This window comes from Streptomyces sp. NPDC058674, assembly GCF_042716505.1.
Taxonomy (GTDB): domain Bacteria; phylum Actinomycetota; class Actinomycetes; order Streptomycetales; family Streptomycetaceae; genus Streptomyces.
In genome coordinates this window covers 30,858-48,268 of sequence record NZ_JBHXSC010000007.1, presented here as the reverse complement: position 1 = coordinate 48,268, position 17,411 = coordinate 30,858, and the positions used below count along the sequence as shown (strand labels likewise).

Below are 17,411 nucleotides of genomic sequence, written 5' to 3'. Positions count from 1 at the left end.
CCGTCACCTAGAGCGCGTCAGCGCCGCGCTCGCCCGTGCGGACCCGGACGACCGAGTCCACGGAGACGCTCCACACCTTGCCGTCACCGATCTTGCCGGTGGCGGCGACGCGCACGATGAGGTCGATCAGTTCCTCGGCCTCGGCGTCGTCGACCAGTACCTCGATGCGGATCTTGGGTACCAGGTCGACCTGGTACTCGGCGCCGCGGTAGACCTCGGTGTGGCCGCGCTGACGGCCGTAGCCGCTGGCCTCGGTGACCGTGAGCCCCTGGACCCCGAAGGCCTGGAGGGCTTCCTTGATCTCGTCCAGCTTGTGCGGCTTGACGATCGCGGTGATCAGCTTCATGCGTCAACCTTCTTGCTCGCGGCGGGGGCGGGGGCTGCGGAGTTCCGCGGGGCGACGCCGCCGCCGGCTCCGCTGAAGTCGTAGGCGGTCTCGGCGTGCTCGACCTGGTCGATGCCGGAGACCTCCACGTCCTCGGTGACCCGCATCCCGATCGTCTTGTCGAGGAGGAGGGCGAGGACCGCGGACACGACGAGGGAGTAGGCGAGCACGGCGAAGACCCCGATGGCCTGCTTGCCGAGCTGCTCCAGACCGCCGCCGTAGAAGAGGCCGGCCACGTCGGACTGGACGCCGCCGGTGGCGAAGAGGCCCACCAGCAGGGAGCCGGCGACACCGCCGACGAGGTGGACGCCGATCACGTCGAGGGAGTCGTCGTAGCCGAACTTGTACTTGAGGCCGACCGCCATGGCGCACAGCACGCCGGAGATCGCGCCGACGGCGATCGCGCCGAGCGGGCTGACCGCACCGCCGGAGGGGGTGATGGCGACGAGGCCGGCGACCGCGCCGGAGGCGGCGCCCAGGGTGGTGAAGGAGCCGTGGCGCAGCTTCTCGTAGGCGAGCCAGGCGAGCATGGCGGCGGCGGTGGCGACCTGGGTGTTGACGAACATGACCGCGCCGACGCCGTCGTCGTTGCCGAGCCAGGAGCCCGCGTTGAAGCCGAACCAGCCGAACCACAGGAGGCCGGCGCCGAGCATCACGAGCGGGAGGCTGTGCGGGCGCATCGGGTCCTTCTTGAAGCCGACGCGCTTGCCGATGACCAGGATCACGCCGAGCGCCGCGGCGCCCGCGTTGATGTGGACGGCGGTGCCGCCGGCGAAGTCGATGACGCCGAGCTCGAAGAGCCAGCCGCCGGCGCCCCACACCCAGTGGGCGACGGGGAAGTAGACGACGGTGACCCACAGCGCGGTGAACAGGGCCCAGGCGCTGAACTTGACGCGGTCCGCGAGGGCGCCGCTGATCAGGGCCGGGGTGATCACGGCGAACATCAGCTGGAAGACGGCGAAGACGTAGACCGGGATGGTGTAGCCGTCCCACAGCTCGGTGATGCCGATGCCGCTGAGGCCGACGTAGTCGGAGTTCCAGCCGATGAGGGAGCCGGAGTCGGTGCCGAAAGCGAGGCTGAAGCCGTAGAGGACCCACAGGATCGTGACGATCCCGAGGCTGATGAAGCTCATCATCAGCATGTTGAGGCTGCTCTTGACGCGGACCATGCCTCCGTAGAAGAAGGCGAGTCCCGGGGTCATCAGCATGACCAGGGCGGAGCAGATGAGCATGAACCCGGTGTTCGCGGCAGACAGCGTCGGGGCGTCTGCCGCGAGGGTCGTGATGGCTGATGCCATCGGCGTCTCCTCGTCGTCGGTACGTTCGCGTGCGGGCGATCGTGGAAAACCAGAACCTGAGCGGCGTTGATGGGCCGGCCCGGTGAGGGGCTGGCCGGTTATTGCCCTGAGATTCACGCAGGCCGGTTTCCGGCGGCGCCGCTGGGTGTTTCGGGCCCGTGACGAAGAGGTCGTGCGTGTTACGCGCCCATGAACGGGCGGTTCGTGGAAACCGGCCGCGGCGGTACCCGGACGTCCTGGCTGGGGGAGCCTGATCGGGCTTCACGGGGTGACTGCCGCGGCCGGGGCCTCGGGGAGCGGCCGCGGGGCCGTCAGACGGCCTCTGCGGCCTCGGGGAGCCGGGAGGCGAGGTGGTCGGTCAGCCGGACCACGTCCGCGACGTCGCCGTACTCACGGGCGGCGGTGTCGACGGTCTTGCGCAGGCGGGTGTTCACGCGTTCGGACCGCACCTTTCCCGCCACGTCCAGGGCCTGGCCGACGAGGACGGCGGCCTGCTCCGGCTCGCGCCGGAGCAGGTGGACGGTGGCCATGCCGACCAGGTTGAGGGCGTAGGAGCGCTGGTGCTCGTCGTCCTTCGCGAAGAGCTCGACGGCGCGGGCCATGACGGGCTCGGCGAGGGAGGCGTAGGTGGGGCTGCGCCCGGCGACGTAGGCCAGATCCCGGTAGGAGTGGGAGTTCTCGCCGTTCAGCTCGGCCTCGGAGAAGAAGCGGATCCAGTCGGGCTCGGGCTCCCCGCCGAAGGCGACGTCGGAGAAGGTGTCCTCGGCCATCCGAACGGCGCGCTTGCAGCGGCTGGGCTGTCCCATGTTGGCGTAGGCGCGGGCCTCCATCGCATACAGCATGGCCTGGGTCCGGGGGCCGGCGCAGTCGCGGCTGCCGTACTGGGCGAGGTGGATGAGCTCCAGGGCGTCCTCGGGGCGGCCCAGGTGGATCATCTGGCGGCTCATGCCGGAGAGGATGTAGGAGCCCAGCGCCTTGTCGCCGGCCTCCTTGGAGGCGTGGAGCGCGAGGACGAAGTACTTCTGCGCCGTGGGGTGCAGGCCGATGTCGTAGCTCATCCAGCCGGCCAGCTCGGCGAGCTCCGCGGCCACCTTGAAGAGCCGTTTCATGATCGGGGCCGGGTGGTTCTCCTGGAGCAGGTCGGTGACCTCGTGGAGCTGGCCGACGACGGCCTTGCGCCGCAACCCGCCCCCGCACTGGGCGTCCCACTGGCGGAACATCACGGTGGTCGCGTCGAGCAGGTCGAGCTCGGGCTCGGACAGCCGGGGCCGGCGACCGCCGGGAGCGGCCGCGGGCCCCCCCTCGCGGGTTCCCGGATCGGCCGCCGGCACCGGGACGAGCCAGCGCTGCATGGGCTCGATGAGGGCCGGTCCGGCGGAGAGGGCGAGCGAGGTCCCGAGGAAGCCGCGGCGGGCCAGCATCAGGTCGCTCCGGGAGAACTCGCCGAGGAGCTCGACGGTCTGCGCTCCGGCCCAGGGCAGGTCGACGCCGGAGACGGAGGGGGTCTGGTGGGCGGTGCGCAGCCCGAGCTGCTCGATGGCGACGACGGTGCCGAAGCGCTCGGAGAACAGCTCGGACAGGATGCGCGGGACGGGCTCGCGGGGCTGTTCGCCGTCGAGCCAGCGGCGCACCCGCGAGGTGTCCGTGCTGATGTGGTGGGCGCCCATCTGGCGGGCCCGGCGGTTGACCTGGCGGGCGAGCTCGCCCTTGGACCAACCGCTGCGGACGAACCAGGAGGTCAGCTGTTCGTTGCGCGCAGCAGACTCCTCGATCGTTCCGCTTGCGCTGTTGCCGCTCACTGGAACGCTCCCATCCGCTCACGCCTCTTCCACACGAAACCCTGGCCGGGACGGCGGTCGCGCCCACGGACCTTCACGGGTCCTTCACACGTTGCCTCCGGCATACCCACGGATGGGCCCGCCGTCGGGGTTCGTGCACCGAAAGTAATCCTACGATCACCCCCTCCGCGAGGTCGATTCCGGAAACGCCACCATTCGCCACCCCTTCGAATGAACTCGCCATCGGCCAGGCGCGATTCACTTGACACCGAGGCGAAACGGATCGGTTGGACTGGAGTGCGCCAGGGGCGCGCGCGGCGTGGAGTGCGCCGGGCGGCACCGGACGGCCACCCCGCGGCGCACCGCCGGCAGCAGGTCCCGCCGACGTCGTAACCACCGGCGCGTCCGACCCGTTGGAGGGGGCATGGGCATGGGCTTCACGATCGGCGGCAGCCGAAGCACCAGGGAATTCCGCTCCGGCGTCCGGCGCCGCGGCCGGACCTCGGAGTGCACCGCGGTGGCGGAGTACACCGGGCTGTGGGGCTGGGACGCGGTCCCCGGGGCACGTGCCGCGGCACCCGCCCGGGACTGCTCCTGCGGGGACGCCCGCTGCGCGGCGCCCGGAGCGCACCCCCTGGCCTTCGCCCCCACCGTGCCGGCCGGGGCCACCCTCGACGAGGTCACCCGGTCCTGGGGCCAGTACCCGGGAGCGGCGCTGATGCTCCCCGTGGGCCGCTCCTTCGACGTCATCGAGGTCTCGGAGGAGGCCGGGCGGCGCGCCCTGGTCCGGCTGGAGCGGATGGGCCTGCCCCTCGGCCCGGTGACCGCGACCCCGGACGGCCGGGCCCAGTTCTTCGTGGCCCCGGGCGCGGCGGCCGAGCTGCCGCAGCTGCTGTACCGGATGGGCTGGGACGACGCGGACCTCGACCTGCGGGCGCTGGGCCAGGGGGCGTTCGTGACCGCCCCGCCCTCCGACCGGGGCGGGCTGGGCCCGGTCGGGTGGCTGCGGCCCCCGGCGCTCGACTCCGCCGGGAACCCGCCGCAGGCGCGGCTGCTGCTGGGGACGCTGGCCTACATCTGCCACCGCTTCCGCAGGTAGCCCCGGCCCGCCCCCGCACGCACCCGTGCCCCCGCGTTCCGGTCGGAGCGCGGGGGCACGGGTGTCCGTACGGGCCCGGTTCAGTCGCCGATCAGCGCGTCCACGAACGCCTCCGGCTCGAAGGGGGCCAGGTCGTCCGGGCCCTCACCCAGGCCGATGAGCTTGACGGGGACCCCCAGCTCGCGCTGGACGGCCACGACGATGCCGCCCTTGGCAGTGCCGTCGAGCTTCGTCAGCACGATGCCGGTGATGTCCACGACCTCGGCGAAGACGCGGGCCTGGGTCAGGCCGTTCTGGCCGGTGGTGGCGTCCAGGACCAGCAGGACCTCGTCCAGCGGGCCGTGCTTCTCCACGACGCGCTTGACCTTGCCGAGCTCGTCCATCAGGCCGGTCTTGGTGTGCAGGCGGCCGGCGGTGTCGATGAGCACCACGTCGGCGCCCTCGGCGATGCCCTCCTTGACCGCGTCGAAGGCGATCGAGGCCGGGTCGCCGCCTTCGGGACCGCGCACGGTGCGGGCTCCGACCCGGTCGCCCCAGGTCTGGAGCTGGTCGGCGGCCGCGGCGCGGAAGGTGTCGGCGGCGCCGAGCACCACGCTGCGGCCGTCGGCCACCAGGACGCGGGCGAGCTTGCCGGTGGTGGTGGTCTTGCCGGTGCCGTTCACTCCGACGACCATCACCACGGCGGGGGTGTCGACGCCGCTCTCGGTCTTCACGGCACGGTCGAAACCGGTGCCGACCAGGGTCAGCAGCTCCTCCTTCAGCAGGGTGCGCAGGTCCGCGGGGGTGCGGGTGCCGAGCACCTTGACCCGCTCGCGGAGCCGCTCGACCAGCTCCTGGGTCGGTACGACACCCACGTCGGCGATGAGGAGCGTCTCCTCGATCTCCTCCCAGGTGTCCTCGTCGAGGTGCTCGCGGGAGAGCAGCGTGAGCAGCCCCTTGCCCAGCGAGTTCTGCGACCGGGCGAGGCGGGCGCGCAGCCGGACCAGGCGGCCCGCGGTGGGCTCGGGCACCTCGATCTCGGGTGCGGCCGGGGCCTCGACGACCGGGTCCTCGACGGCGACGGGTGATTCGGCGGCGGCCGTCGTGTCGGGGAGGGTGACCTCCTCGATCGTGCGGCGCGGCTCTTCCGCCGTCGGTGCGGCGTCCTCCCCCACCCGCGGTTCGGCGGGCGGGGCAGTGATGGTCGGCGTGCTCGACGGTGCCGAGGGCGGCAGCTGCTTCTTCTGGCGGCTGCTGACCACGAGCCCGCTGATCGCGCCGACCGCGACCAGGGCGATGACTACGGCAAGGATGAGGATTTCCATAACCACCCCAGTATCGGCCACGGGGGCCCGGGACCGGGGACGTCGGGGCTTCCCCTCGGGACCGAAGGCTCTATTTGTCGTTTTACCGGCACATCTACGATGATGAGCGACTCCCCCGTTTCCCCTCCCCCACGGAGCACCCATGCCTGCCGAGCCCGCCGACGGCGCCGTAGAGACCGGGATCGAGACCCGCGGCCTGGAGCCCGTCCCGGACGGCGAGCGCACCGGCCGGGTCCGCGATCTCGTGCCCACCTGGGTCGCCGCCAACATCAGCGTGCTGCTGCTCACCATGGGCGCCGGCCTGGTGATCTCCAACAAGCTCAACATCTGGCAGGTGCTCGTCGTCGCGGTGGCCGCGCCGGTCGTCTCGTACGGGATCGTCGGGCTCATCTCCATCGCCGGCAAGCGCGGCGGAGCCCCGGGCATGGCGCTGTCGCGCGCGGTGTTCGGGCAGCGCGGCAACCTCTTCCCGGGTGCGCTGATCTGGGTGGCCCGCTGGGGCTGGGAGACCATCAACGCGGTCAGCGGCGCCTACGCCGTGCTGACCGTGCTGGACCTGCTCTTCGGGGTGCGGAGCAACACCGCCCTGATCGTGGTCACCCTGCTCTTCTTCGTGGGCTGCACCTTCGCGGTCTCCGGACTCGGCATCAAGGCGCTGCGCACCTGCTCCACGTGGTCCACGTACCTCTTCGGCGCCTTCAGCGTCCTGGTCCTCGGCTACCTGGCCTTCACCACCGACTGGTCCGCCGTCTTCGGCAAGCCGGCCGGCTCCACCGCGATGATGATCGCGGGCATCGGCACCATCGCCGCGGGCGGCATCAGCTGGGTGCCCTCCGGCCCGGACTTCACCCGCTACCTGCCGCGCACCGCCTCGTCCCGGGGCATGGTCGGCGCGACGATCGGCGGCGCAGGCGTGGTCGTCCTGCCCATGGTGCTGATGGGGGCGGTCATGGCCGTCGGCACCCCGGACCTGGCCACCGCCCAGGACCCGGTCTCCTTCATCGGCGAGCTGCTGCCGACGTGGATCGCGGTCCCGTACCTGCTCGTCGCGCTCGTCGGCATGCTGCTGATCAACTCGATGTCCATGTACTCGGCGGGCTTCACCGCGCAGACCCTCGGCATCAAGGTCCCGCGCGCCGCCGCGGTCAGCGTCAACGCCGGCATCAGCCTGGTCTTCGGCTTCCTGCTGATGGTCGTCGCGACCAGCTTCTTCGGCTCGTTCATCTCCTTCCTGACCCTGCTGGCGGTGGCCTTCTCCGCCTGGATCGGGGTCTTCGGCGTGGACATGCTGCGCCGGGAGGCCTACGACGGCCGGGCGCTGCTGGACACCACCCGGACGAGTGCCTACTGGTACAAGGGCGGGTTCGCCTGGCAGGCGATGACCGCGTGGGCCGTCGCCCTGGTCGTGGGAGTGCTGTTCACCTCGGTGGACTGGTTCAGCGGACCGCTCGCCTCCACGTGGATCGGGCGGAACGGCCTCGGCTGGGTGGCGGGCATCGCCACCTCCGCCGTGCTCTACGCGGTCCTGCCGCGCACGGCCGGGGCGGAGCGCGCCGAGGGCCCGGCCGGGGAGCGGGAACTCACCGGAAGCCTGTCCAACTGACGCTGCGTCAGCTAACGTCCCCCTTCGCGCGCCCACCCGCATCCGGCGAAGGGGGACCCCTCCATGCCCGTCACCGTGGCCCGGTTCAATCTCGTCGACCCCGACGGCACCCCCGAGTCCCTCTCCGCCCGCTACCGGGCGGCGCTGGAGATGGCCCGCTACGCGGACGACCGCGGGATCGACACCATCCAGACCGAGGAGCACCACGGCACCGGCAACAACTGGCTGCCCTCCCCCTTCGCCTTCGCGGGCGCGGTCTTCGGCGCCACCCGCCGGATCGCGGTCACCGTCTCGGCGATCATCGGCCCGCTGTACGACCCCCTGAGGGCGGCCGAGGACATCGCGGTGCTCGACCTGCTGAGCGGCGGCCGCCTGGTGACCGTCGCGGGTATCGGCTACCGGCCCGAGGAGTACGAGCAGCAGGGCGTGGAGTGGCGCCGGCGCGGGAGGCTGCAGGACGAACTGCTGGAGACCCTTCTCGCGGCGTGGACGGGCGAGCCCTTCGAGTTCCGCGGCCGGACCGTACGGGTCACCCCGCGGCCCTTCACCCGGCCGCATCCGCTCCTGCTGGTCGGCGGGAGCTCCGAGGCGGCGGCCCGGCGCGCGGCCCGACTGGGGCTGCCGTTCTTCCCGAGCGCGCACCTGCCGGAGCTGGAGGCGTACTACCGGGCGAGGCTCGCCGAGTACGGCACGGAGGGCTTCTGCATGATGCCGGCCGCCCGGACTCCGCTGCTGCACATCGCCGAGGACCCGGACCGCACCTGGGCGGAGCACGGCGAGCGCTTCCTGCACGAGGCGCGCGCGTACGCGTCCTGGCAGTCCGAGGACATCCGCAGCGCCGTACGGTCCGGCGCGCGCTCGGTGGCGGAGCTGCGCGAGGAGGGCGTGTACCGGATCCTCACCCCGGACGAGGCGGTCGCGTACGCCGAGGGCGCGGGCGAGGCGGGGAACCTGGTCCTGCACCCGCTGTGCGGCGGGATGCCGCTGGACGAGGGCTGGCGGAGCCTGCACCTGCTGTGCGAACAGGTACTGCCCCGGCTCAAGGACTGAGCCGGGGCAGTATCGAGGAGAGGGGTGGTGGCGGGGATGGCTACCCCATCTCCTCCAGCGCCTTGCCCTTGGTCTCCGGCACCCATTTGAGGATGAAGGGGATCGAGAGCAGGGCGAAGACCGCGTAGATGACGTACGCGCCGGACAGGTTCCAGTCCGACAGCGTCGGGAAGCTGACGGTGATGACCCAGTTGGCGATCCACTGGGCGGCGGCCGCCACGCCGAGGGCGGCGGCGCGGATGCGGCCCGGGAACATCTCGCCGAGCAGCACCCAGACCACCACGCCCCAGGACAGGGCGAAGAAGAGGACGAAGCAGTTGGCCGCGATGATGGCCACGAGCCCCTGGGTCTCCGGGAGGGTGACGTCCGCGCCGGTGCCGGACCGGTAGGAGAAGGCCCAGGCGGCCAGCGCGAGGGAGATCGTCATGCCGACGGAGCCGATGAGGGCGAGGGGCTTGCGGCCGATCCGGTCCACGAGGAGCATCGCGATCACCGTACCGATGATGTTCACGACGGAGGTCTCGAAGGAGTACAGGAACGAGGAGCTCGGGTCGACGCCGACCGACTGCCACAGCGAGGAGCTGTAGTAGAAGATCACGTTGATGCCGACGAGCTGCTGGAAGACCGAGAGGCCGATGCCGATCCAGACGATCGGCAGGAAGCCCATGCGGCCGCCGAGCAGGTCCTTGAAGGTCGACTTCTGCTCCGAGTGGATGGCGGCGTCGATCTCGCGGACCCGGGCGTCGGCGTCGATGTGCTCGCCCTCGACCTCGCGCAGGACCGTCTTGGCCTTGTCCATGCGGCCGACCGAGACGAGGAAGCGCGGGGACTCGGGGATGGCGAAGGACAGCAGCCCGTAGAGCACGGCCGGGACGACCATGACGCCGAGCATCCACTGCCAGGCCTCGAGGCCGCCGAGCTCGCCGCGCTGGTCGCCGTCGGCGAGGTTGAGGATGCCCCAGTTGACCAGCTGCGACACGGCGATGCCGATGACGATGGCGGCCTGCTGGAAGGAGGCGAGCCGGCCGCGGTAGGCGGGCGGGGAGACCTCGGCGATGTAGGCGGGGCCGATGACGGAGGCCATGCCGATGCCGAAGCCGCCGATGATGCGCCACATCGCGAGGTCCCACAGGGCGAACGGCAGGGCGGAGCCGATCGCGCTCGCGGTGAACAGGACGGCCGCGATCTGCATGCAGCGGATGCGGCCGATCCGGTCGGCGATGCGTCCCGCGGTGGCCGCGCCGAAGGCGCAGCCGATGAGTGCGGCGGCGATCACCTGGGCGAGGGCGGCCGAGCCGACGTCGAAGCGGTCGCGGACGGCCTCGACGGCGCCGTTGATGACGGAGCTGTCGTAGCCGAAGAGGAATCCGCCCATGGCCGCGGCGGCGGTGATGAAGATGACGTGCCCGAGGTGCTCGGGCTGGGACGCGCTTCCACCGCCTGCCGCGGGTGCGTTCGCTGTGCTGGTCAAGGTGCGCTCCTGGGCCCGGCGCCGACGGCGGGCAGCGTGGGGGTTGGTACTGGTGTGCGGGTCGTCGCCTGATCGTGTTCCACCAGTGGGGCACAACAAACGGCACACCACCACCTGAACGTCCGGGCGACAGAGGAGAGCTTATGAGTTCACTTCTTGAAGTCAAGAGCCCGCGAGAAACCCATCCGTCCGATTCGGATGGGGTCGACCCGCATCGTGGAAGTGTGGATCATTCAAAGCTTGAACAAGCGGGGGGTCTAGCGGAGCCGCTGACTGATCACCTTGGACACTCCATCGCCCTGCATGGAGACGCCGTACAGGGCATCGGCGACCTCCATCGTGCGCTTCTGATGCGTGATCACGATCAGCTGTGAGCTCTCCTGGAGCTCCTCCATGATCCGGATCAGCCGCTGCAGGTTGGTGTCGTCGAGCGCGGCCTCCACCTCGTCCATCACGTAGAACGGGCTGGGCCGCGCCTTGAAGATGGCGACCAGCAGCGCCACGGCGGTCAGCGAGCGCTCGCCGCCGGACAGCAGCGACAGCCGCTTGACCTTCTTGCCCGGCGGACGGGCCTCGACGTCGACGCCGGTGGTGAGCATGTTGTCGGGATCGGTCAGGACGAGCCTGCCCTCGCCGCCGGGGAACAGCCGCGCGAAGACCCCCTCGAACTGGCGCGCCGTGTCCCGGTAGGCCTCGGTGAAGACCTGCTCGACGCGCTGGTCGACCTCCTTCACCACCTGGAGCAGGTCGGCGCGCGTCTTGCGGAGGTCCTCCAGCTGCTCGCTGAGGAACCGGTGGCGCTCCTCCAGCGCCGCGAACTCCTCCAGTGCCAGCGGGTTGACCTTGCCGAGCTGCTGGTAGGCGCGCTCTGCCGCCTTGAGCCGCTTCTCCTGCCGGTCGCGGACGAAGGGGCCCGGCCGGTTGCGGGGGTGTTCCGGGTCGTCGGGGAGCTCCTCGCCGTCCGCGGCCGGGGACGGCGGGACCGGCTGGTCGGGCCCGTACTCGGCCACGAGGCCCGCGGCGTCCACGCCGAACTCCTCCAGCGCCCGGGCCTCCACCTGCTCGATGCGCAGCCGCTTCTCGGCTCCGAGCACCTCGCCCCGGTGGACGGAGTCGGTGAGCTTGTCGAGTTCGCCCTTCACCTCCCGGCCGGCGCTCCTGGCCTCGGCGAGCTCCCGCTCGCGCAGTCCCTTGGCGTACTCCGCGGCGGCCCGCTCCTCCTCGGCGCGGCGCAGCGACACGTCCACGTGGGCGAGGAGCTGCCGGGCTCCGTCCGCCACCGCCCCGGCCACCTCGGCCTCGCGGCGCCGCCGGTCCCGGCGGAGCTCGGCCCGGGCGCGGGCCTCCCGTTCCGCGCGGGCTCCCCGGTCGAGCGAGTCCGCCCGGCCGGCCAGCCCCTTGACCCGCTCCTCGTGCGTCCTGAGCTGGAGCCTCGCCTCCATCTCCGTCTGCCGCGCACGGGCGCCGTCGGCGGCCAGCCGGTCCCGGCGGGAGCTGTCCGGCTCCTCCTCCGCCGGCATCTCCTCGGCCGTCGCCAGCCGCTCCGCGCACTCCTCCACCTCGAACAGCGCCTGCTCCAGGGCGTCCTGGGCCTTGGTCGCCGCGGCCGCGCTGCGCTCGGCCTCGCCCGCGGCCCCCTTCGCCTGCCCGGCGAGCCTTCCCAGCTGCTGGGCGACCCCGGCCCGGGCCCGCTCGCCGGCGCGGCGCCGCTCGGCCAGCTCCTCGGCGAGCGCGGCGGCCTCGCGGTGCCGGGTGCGGGCGGCCTCCTGCGCTCCGGCGAGCTCCCGGCACCGTCCGTCCAGGCGGGCCAGCTCCGCCACCGCCTCGTCGACGGCGGCCTGGACCTCGATGAGGCTGGGAGCCCCGGCGGATCCGCCGTGTGCCAGGTGCGACCCGAGTACGTCACCCTCGACGGTCACGGCCACGGCGTCGGGCCGCTCCGCGACGAGCGCCTCGGCCTCGGCGAGGCTCGCGACCACGAAGTGGTCCCGCAGGACCCAGGCCACGGCCCGCAGCGCCGCGCCGTCCCCGTGCACGAACCCGACTGCTGCGGCGGGGCCCGTTGCGGGACGCGGGAGCACGCGCCCGGCCGCGTCGGCGACCTCCGCGGGCCGCCCCGGATGGGCGACCCCGAGGGCGCCCGCACCCGCGGCCCGGCCGACCGGGAGTGCGCCCCCGGAGCCGACCCCACCGCCGCCGGCCGCGCCGGGAAGCACACCCTCCGACCCCTGCCCGTGCCCGGCCGCCCCCGCGGCCTGCGCGCCCTCGACCCTCCGCCCGCCGCCGACCGCCCCCACGGCCTGCCCGGGGACCTCCGACGTCCCCGGAGCCTCCACAGCCTGGAACGGGACCGCCGGGGGGCCTGGAACCGCCGTGACCCCCGGGGCACCCGCAACCGCCGTGACCCCCGGTACCGGCGCGGCCTGCACCGGGACCGCCGGGGCACCGGCAACCTCGGGGAGCGCCGGAACCCCCGGAACCGCCGTACCCGCGAGAACCTCCGCGGTCTGCACCGGGGCACCCGGGGTCGCCGGAATTCCCGGGGCAGCCGTGCCCGCCGGGGTCCCCGGAATCGCCGTGACCTCCGGGGCCCCCGGGGCACCCGGGGCACCCAGGGGGACAGCCGTGCCTGCCGTGCCTGCCGGGGTCCCCGGAACCCCCGGAGCAGCCGTGCCCGCCGGGGTCCCCGGGACTGCCGTGACCGCCGGTGCCGCCATGGTCTGCGCCGGTACCGCCGGGGCACCCGGAACCGCCGGGGCACCCGTGTGTTCCGGCGCCCCCGGGACCGCCGCGGTTCGCGCAGTCGGCGGGGTACCCGTGGGCTCCGGGGCGATCAGCAGGGCGGCCCGGCCCGCGTCCGTGTGCCGGAGGTGACGGATGGCCGCGGCGGCCGCCGCGGGGGTGGCCACGGCCACCGCGTCAGCCGCCGCGCCCAGTGCCGCCGCCACCGCGACCTCGTAGCCCGGCGCCACCGACAGCCGCTCCGCCGCCGGCCCCAGCAGCCCGGCCAGCCGTTCCCGCGCCGCCAGCAGCGCACCCGTACCGTCCTTGCGCCGCAGCCCGAGCGCCAGCGCGTCCCGGCGCGCCGAGACCGCCGCGCGCGAGCGCTCCGCTGCCGTCACCGCGTCCCGGGCCGCGGCCAGCCCCGCCTCCGCCGCCGCCAGCTCGGCCCGCGCGGCCTCGTACTCCCCCTCCCCGGACGGGTCGTCGAGGGCGCCTACCTCCTCCGCCAGCGCCTCGTACTCCTCCTGCGCCGTCTGTGCCCGGCTCTGCGCGTCGTCCCGCGCGGCGACCAACCGGTCGATCTCGGCCTGTGCGGCGCCCGCCCGCGAGCGGGCCGCACCGAGCCGCCCGGTCAGCCGGGCCAGTCCCTCGCGCCGGTCGGCGACGGCCCGCGCCGCGTCCCGCAGCCGCCGCTCCTCCTCCGCCAGCGCCCGCTCCAGCCCCGCCCGGTGCTCGACGGTGTCCTCCAGCGCGCGCGAGGAGGCCTCGAGGGCGGCCGTCAGTTCGGCCTCCTGCTCGCGGATGCGCGCGGCCTCCTGCTCCATCTCCTCGGGATCGCGGCCCCGGCGCTCCTCCTCCGCCGGGGCCGTCGCGCTCCTGACCCGCGCGTCCGCCAGGGAGGCTGTCCCCCGCACCCGTTCGGCGAGCTGCGACAGCTCGTACCAGGTCTGCTGCGCCCGGATGAGGCGCGGAGCCAGCTCCCGTACGTCCTCCTCCAGCTCCGCCTCGCGCCGCAGCGCGGCCGCGAGCCGCGCCTCGGCGGCCTCCTTGCGGTCCTTCAGCGCCGCCTCGTCCGCGACCTCCGCGTCGAGGGCCCGCCGCAGGGCCACCAGGTCGTCGGCGAGCAGCCGCAGCCGCGCGTCCCGCAGGTCCGCCTGGATGACGGCCGCCCGCCGGGCCACCGCCGCCTGCCGCCCCAGGGGCTTCAGCTGGCGGCGCAGCTCGTCGCCCAGGTCCTGCACGCGCGCGAGGTTGGCCTGCATCGCGTCCAGCTTCCGCAGCGCCTTCTCCTTGCGCTTGCGGTGCTTCAGTACGCCCGCCGCCTCCTCGATGAAGGCGCGGCGGCCCATGGGATCGGCGTGCAGGACGGAGTCCAGCTGGCCCTGGCCGACGATGACGTGCATCTCCCGGCCGATGCCGGAGTCGGAGAGCAGCTCCTGGATGTCGAGGAGGCGGCAGGTGTCGCCGTTGATCTGGTACTCGCTGCTGCCGCCGCGGAACATGATCCGCGTGATGGTGACCTCGGCGTACTCGATGGGCAGCGCGCCGTCGCAGTTGTCGATCGTCAGCGACACCTCGGCGCGGCCGAGCGGCGGGCGTCCGGTGGTCCCGGCGAAGATGACGTCTTCCATCTTCCCGCCGCGCAGCGTTTTGGCGCCCTGCTCACCCATGACCCAGGAGAGCGCGTCCACCACGTTGGACTTGCCCGAGCCGTTCGGACCCACGACACAGGTGATGCCGGGTTCGAAGCGCAGGGTGGTGGCGGAAGCAAAGGATTTGAAGCCGCGCAGGGTCAGGGACTTGAGGTGCACGCCGCCGGACTCTACCTTTTCCGGTCGGTTTCGCCCGTGAAGGTACGGGGTTCGACCGCCGGGAACGGCTCGGTCCGGACGGGGTGCCAAGAAAGAAGGGACGCCGAAGCGTCCCTTGCAGATCAGACGGGGCTGGAGTCAACGACGAACGAGCTCGGTACTACCGGGTGAGCTCGGATCAGGTGAGCGCAGGCTCGGCCTGGGGTACGCCGATGTCGATGCCGTCAAGCAGCGAGTCTCCGTCGTGCTGAGCGGCGGCCGCGTTCAGCGCGTCATTTTCGGACTGAATCCGAACGAGCTCGGACTCGAGGTCCTGGACGCGCTGCTGAAGCCGTCGCATCTCGGCGAGGAGTCGCGGATCGGAACCGCCGACGTAACCGAGAAGCGCCTTTGCCATGATGGATGGTCCTCCACACTGAGTGACCGACCGGAGCGGTGTGGGTCGTGAGGGAATCGCACCCGCGGTGTCCGGCAGCAACTGACAGTCACTGCGCTTACTACTGCCAACACTGCCAAACAGCTCAGGTGCGCGGGGCTTCCAGCGTCTCACCAAAAAGTTTGACGGTCAACACGATCACGCCCTGTATCGGCGGGCAGCCCGGCTCTCGCAAGGAGAGTGGAGATCATCCTCACTTACGAGCCTTCCACGGATCGTGCGCTTCGGCAACGCGCCGACGAAGAATGCGCAGTTCCGACCGGGTACGGACGCCGGACGGATGTGATCAGTACATGATCAGTCGATCGCTCAGCGGATCGCGAAGCCGTCGTAGCCGCCCCGCGGTGTGCTCCAGATCTCCGTCACGCCGTCCACCCGGCCGGGCGTGTCGGCCGAGCGCAGCCAGTCGAGCAGCCGGTGGCAATTCTCACGTTGACCCTCGGCCACCACCTGCACCCGGCCGTCGTCCAGGTTCAGCGCGAAGCCGATCACCCCGCCGATCTCGAGGGCATTGGCCCTGGTGAACCAGCGGAAGCCCACTCCCTGCACTCGACCGCGCACCCAGGCGGTCAGGCGGACGTCTTCATTCATGCGTGAACGCTAACCGGGCAAAGACTTTCGGAGCACATCGCCCCCTGACCCCATGGCGTACAGTCGCGCAGCAATGAACTCACCCATTTGGGTGAGTAAAGGATGATCTTGGTCTTTTCAGGAAAGGGCACGACGCCGATGGGACGCCACCGACTGGACGCCGCCCCGCGCCGCGCGGGCAAGCGCGGAACCGCCCTGCGCACCGGCCTGCTGGGCGCCTCGGTGGCCGTGGCCCTCGGCGCCGCGGCCGTCACCACGGGCATGGTCCCGGTCGGCAGCTCCTTCCCCTACGTGGGCGTCGACGCCGCGCCCTCCGAGGACAGGGCCGAGGCCGGCGCCGCGTCGCCGCCGACTCCGGACGGCTCCCCGCAGCGGCAGGGAGGGCTCGCCAACCTGTCCGGCCGGACCCCCTCCGGGGGTGTTTCCGCCAGCCCCTCCCCCACCCCGTCGGCCTCCCCCACCCCGTCGGCCTCAGCCAGCCCGTCGACCTCCCCCTCGCCTTCCGCCCCGCCGAGCCCGTCGGCCTCCGCCTCCCCCTCGGCCCCGGCACCCCCCTCGGCCCCGGCGCCCCCGTCGGCCCCGGCGCCCGCCTCCGTGCCGCCCCGGCCGCCCGCCCCCGTGGCCCCGGGCACCCCCGCCGCCCCGGCCCCCTCCGCGAAGGCACCGCGCAAGAGCAGCGCTCCCACTCCGGTCCCGGCTCCGGTTCCGGTTCCGGCGAAGCCGACCGCCCCCGCACCGCCGGCCCCCGAGCCCGGCGACGGCCACTCCGCCGAGGAGGCGGCCGTGCTGGCGCTGGTGAACCAGGAGCGCGCCCGGGCCGGGTGCGGTCCGGTCCGCTCCAATCCGCCGCTGGCCGCGCTCGCCGGAGCCTTCAGCAAGGACATGGCCGTCCGCGGCTTCTTCGACCACACCGACCCGGACGGGAACACCCCGTGGGACCGCGCCGCCCAGGCCGGCCTGTCGGGCCTCGGCGGCGAGAACATAGCCCGCGGCCAGGGTGACGCCGCTTCCGTGATGAAGTCCTGGATGAACAGCCCGGGCCACAAGGCGAACATCCTCAACTGCGAGTTCCGCACGCTCGGCGTCGGCGCCCACGTCGCCGCCGGCGGCCCCTGGTGGACCCAGGACTTCGGCTTCTGACCGCCCCCGGCCCGGCCGGCCCCGGGGCCGGCCCGGACCCGCCCGTCAGACCGAGACGAGCTCCGCGTCGACCAGGGCCGCACGGCCCGCGAGGATGATCCGGGTCTGCTCGGCGACGCGACGGCCCAGGTGCTCCGCGGTGGCGATGTCGGCCGCGTGGACGCCTTCCGGGCCTTCGTCGGAGTTGGTCTGGGCGGCCGCGCCGGAGAAGAAGCCCAGGCGGTTGAGGTCGTGCTCGGAGCCCGCGGTGGAGTTCCAGCCGGGCTTCAGGCCCAGGTTCACCCAGCTCATGCCGTGCTGCGCGGCCAGCGTCTGGAAGTACTGCAGGGTGTGCAGCTTGTCGCCGCTCTTGGACCCGGAGTTGGTGAAGCCGGCCGCCACCTTGTCCTGCCAGGCGTCGCCGAACCAGCGCTTCGAGGTGGCCTCGGCGAAGACGTGGAAGGCGCCGGAGGCGGTTCCCATGTAGGTCGGGGAGCCGAAGACGATCGCGTCAGAGGCGTCGAGCAGCTCCCACTGCGCGTCGTCGATCCCGTCCACCGTGATCAGGTGGACGGTGGCTCCGGCCCGGGCGGCGCCGTCGCGAACGGCCTCCGCGACGACGGCGGTGTGGCCGTAGCCGGAGTGGTAGGCGATGGCGACGACGGGGGTGGGGGCGATGGCGGACACGTGGATCTCCCTCGGGGAAGGCGTTGCGCCGCCTCACGGGTGTGCTGCGACAAGG

The 17,411-nt window shown here is 72.7% G+C and carries 13 protein-coding genes; 4 read left to right on the top strand and 9 right to left on the bottom strand.

The features are described from left to right. Positions 1 to 7: 7 nt before the first annotated feature. From ACFWU6_RS05935 to ACFWU6_RS05925, 3 genes are all read right to left on the bottom strand, one after another. Entirely contained in the window at positions 8 to 346 is a 339-nt protein-coding gene (locus ACFWU6_RS05935) for a P-II family nitrogen regulator (protein ID WP_383808401.1), read from the bottom strand. Next, entirely contained in the window at positions 343 to 1,683 is a 1,341-nt protein-coding gene (locus ACFWU6_RS05930; RefSeq protein ID WP_383978761.1) for an ammonium transporter, read from the bottom strand. Before ACFWU6_RS05930 ends, ACFWU6_RS05935 begins: the two co-directional genes overlap by 4 nt. A gap of 311 nt (positions 1,684 to 1,994) precedes the next feature. Continuing rightward, positions 1,995 to 3,482 carry a hypothetical protein gene (locus ACFWU6_RS05925; RefSeq protein ID WP_383808407.1) on the bottom strand — a complete coding sequence of 496 codons (1,488 nt, stop codon included), beginning with the start codon at positions 3,480 to 3,482 and terminating at the stop codon, positions 1,995 to 1,997. A gap of 409 nt (positions 3,483 to 3,891) precedes the next feature. On the opposite strand from ACFWU6_RS05925, the gene ACFWU6_RS05920 reads away from it, so the two are divergent. Beyond that, positions 3,892 to 4,560 carry a bifunctional DNA primase/polymerase gene (locus ACFWU6_RS05920; RefSeq protein WP_383808409.1) on the top strand — a complete coding sequence of 223 codons (669 nt, stop codon included), beginning with the start codon at positions 3,892 to 3,894 and terminating at the stop codon, positions 4,558 to 4,560. Positions 4,561 to 4,640: 80 nt separating this feature from the next. Here ACFWU6_RS05920 and ftsY read toward each other — a convergent pair whose 3' ends face one another. Further along, complete coding sequence (gene ftsY, locus ACFWU6_RS05915; RefSeq protein ID WP_383978758.1) at positions 4,641 to 5,864, bottom strand: signal recognition particle-docking protein FtsY; 1,224 nt, start codon at positions 5,862 to 5,864, stop codon at positions 4,641 to 4,643. Between the two features lie 142 nt (positions 5,865 to 6,006). On the opposite strand from ftsY, the gene ACFWU6_RS05910 reads away from it, so the two are divergent. Together ACFWU6_RS05910 and ACFWU6_RS05905 are read left to right on the top strand one after the other, a co-directional pair. After that, complete coding sequence (locus ACFWU6_RS05910; RefSeq protein ID WP_383808412.1) at positions 6,007 to 7,467, top strand: purine-cytosine permease family protein; 1,461 nt, start codon at positions 6,007 to 6,009, stop codon at positions 7,465 to 7,467. 63 nt (positions 7,468 to 7,530) lie between these two features. Then, positions 7,531 to 8,517: an LLM class flavin-dependent oxidoreductase gene (locus tag ACFWU6_RS05905; protein WP_383808415.1), complete on the top strand. Its 987-nt coding sequence runs from the start codon at positions 7,531 to 7,533 to the stop codon at positions 8,515 to 8,517. Positions 8,518 to 8,557: 40 nt separating this feature from the next. Here ACFWU6_RS05905 and ACFWU6_RS05900 read toward each other — a convergent pair whose 3' ends face one another. The 4 genes from ACFWU6_RS05900 to ACFWU6_RS05885 form a co-directional block, all read right to left on the bottom strand. After that, positions 8,558 to 9,988: a sugar porter family MFS transporter gene (locus ACFWU6_RS05900; RefSeq protein WP_383808418.1), complete on the bottom strand. Its 1,431-nt coding sequence runs from the start codon at positions 9,986 to 9,988 to the stop codon at positions 8,558 to 8,560. Between the two features lie 257 nt (positions 9,989 to 10,245). Next, a complete protein-coding gene (locus tag ACFWU6_RS05895; RefSeq protein WP_383978755.1) occupies positions 10,246 to 14,523 on the bottom strand; it encodes an AAA family ATPase in 4,278 nt (1,425 codons plus the stop codon). 178 nt (positions 14,524 to 14,701) lie between these two features. Beyond that, positions 14,702 to 14,920 carry a hypothetical protein gene (locus ACFWU6_RS05890; protein ID WP_383808424.1) on the bottom strand — a complete coding sequence of 73 codons (219 nt, stop codon included), beginning with the start codon at positions 14,918 to 14,920 and terminating at the stop codon, positions 14,702 to 14,704. A gap of 348 nt (positions 14,921 to 15,268) precedes the next feature. Further along, a complete protein-coding gene (locus ACFWU6_RS05885; RefSeq protein WP_383808427.1) occupies positions 15,269 to 15,550 on the bottom strand; it encodes an acylphosphatase in 282 nt (93 codons plus the stop codon). 138 nt (positions 15,551 to 15,688) lie between these two features. On the opposite strand from ACFWU6_RS05885, the gene ACFWU6_RS05880 reads away from it, so the two are divergent. Continuing rightward, complete coding sequence (locus ACFWU6_RS05880; protein WP_383978752.1) at positions 15,689 to 16,690, top strand: CAP domain-containing protein; 1,002 nt, start codon at positions 15,689 to 15,691, stop codon at positions 16,688 to 16,690. A gap of 45 nt (positions 16,691 to 16,735) precedes the next feature. Here ACFWU6_RS05880 and ACFWU6_RS05875 read toward each other — a convergent pair whose 3' ends face one another. Next, complete coding sequence (locus tag ACFWU6_RS05875) at positions 16,736 to 17,356, bottom strand: flavodoxin family protein (RefSeq protein WP_383808432.1); 621 nt, start codon at positions 17,354 to 17,356, stop codon at positions 16,736 to 16,738. Between the last annotated feature and the right edge of the window lie 55 nt (positions 17,357 to 17,411).

What these genes read in the sequence shown, in the direction of transcription:
- ACFWU6_RS05935 (WP_383808401.1), bottom strand. Translation starts at nt 346, where the DNA reads ATGAAGCTGATCACCGCGATCGTCAAGCCGCACAAGCTGGACGAGATC.
- ACFWU6_RS05930 (WP_383978761.1), bottom strand. Translation starts at nt 1,683, where the DNA reads ATGGCATCAGCCATCACGACCCTCGCGGCAGACGCCCCGACGCTGTCT.
- ACFWU6_RS05920 (WP_383808409.1), top strand. Translation starts at nt 3,892, where the DNA reads ATGGGCTTCACGATCGGCGGCAGCCGAAGCACCAGGGAATTCCGCTCC.
- ftsY (WP_383978758.1), bottom strand. Translation starts at nt 5,864, where the DNA reads ATGGAAATCCTCATCCTTGCCGTAGTCATCGCCCTGGTCGCGGTCGGC.
- ACFWU6_RS05910 (WP_383808412.1), top strand. Translation starts at nt 6,007, where the DNA reads ATGCCTGCCGAGCCCGCCGACGGCGCCGTAGAGACCGGGATCGAGACC.
- ACFWU6_RS05905 (WP_383808415.1), top strand. Translation starts at nt 7,531, where the DNA reads ATGCCCGTCACCGTGGCCCGGTTCAATCTCGTCGACCCCGACGGCACC.
- ACFWU6_RS05890 (WP_383808424.1), bottom strand. Translation starts at nt 14,920, where the DNA reads ATGGCAAAGGCGCTTCTCGGTTACGTCGGCGGTTCCGATCCGCGACTC.
- ACFWU6_RS05885 (WP_383808427.1), bottom strand. Translation starts at nt 15,550, where the DNA reads ATGAATGAAGACGTCCGCCTGACCGCCTGGGTGCGCGGTCGAGTGCAG.
- ACFWU6_RS05880 (WP_383978752.1), top strand. Translation starts at nt 15,689, where the DNA reads ATGGGACGCCACCGACTGGACGCCGCCCCGCGCCGCGCGGGCAAGCGC.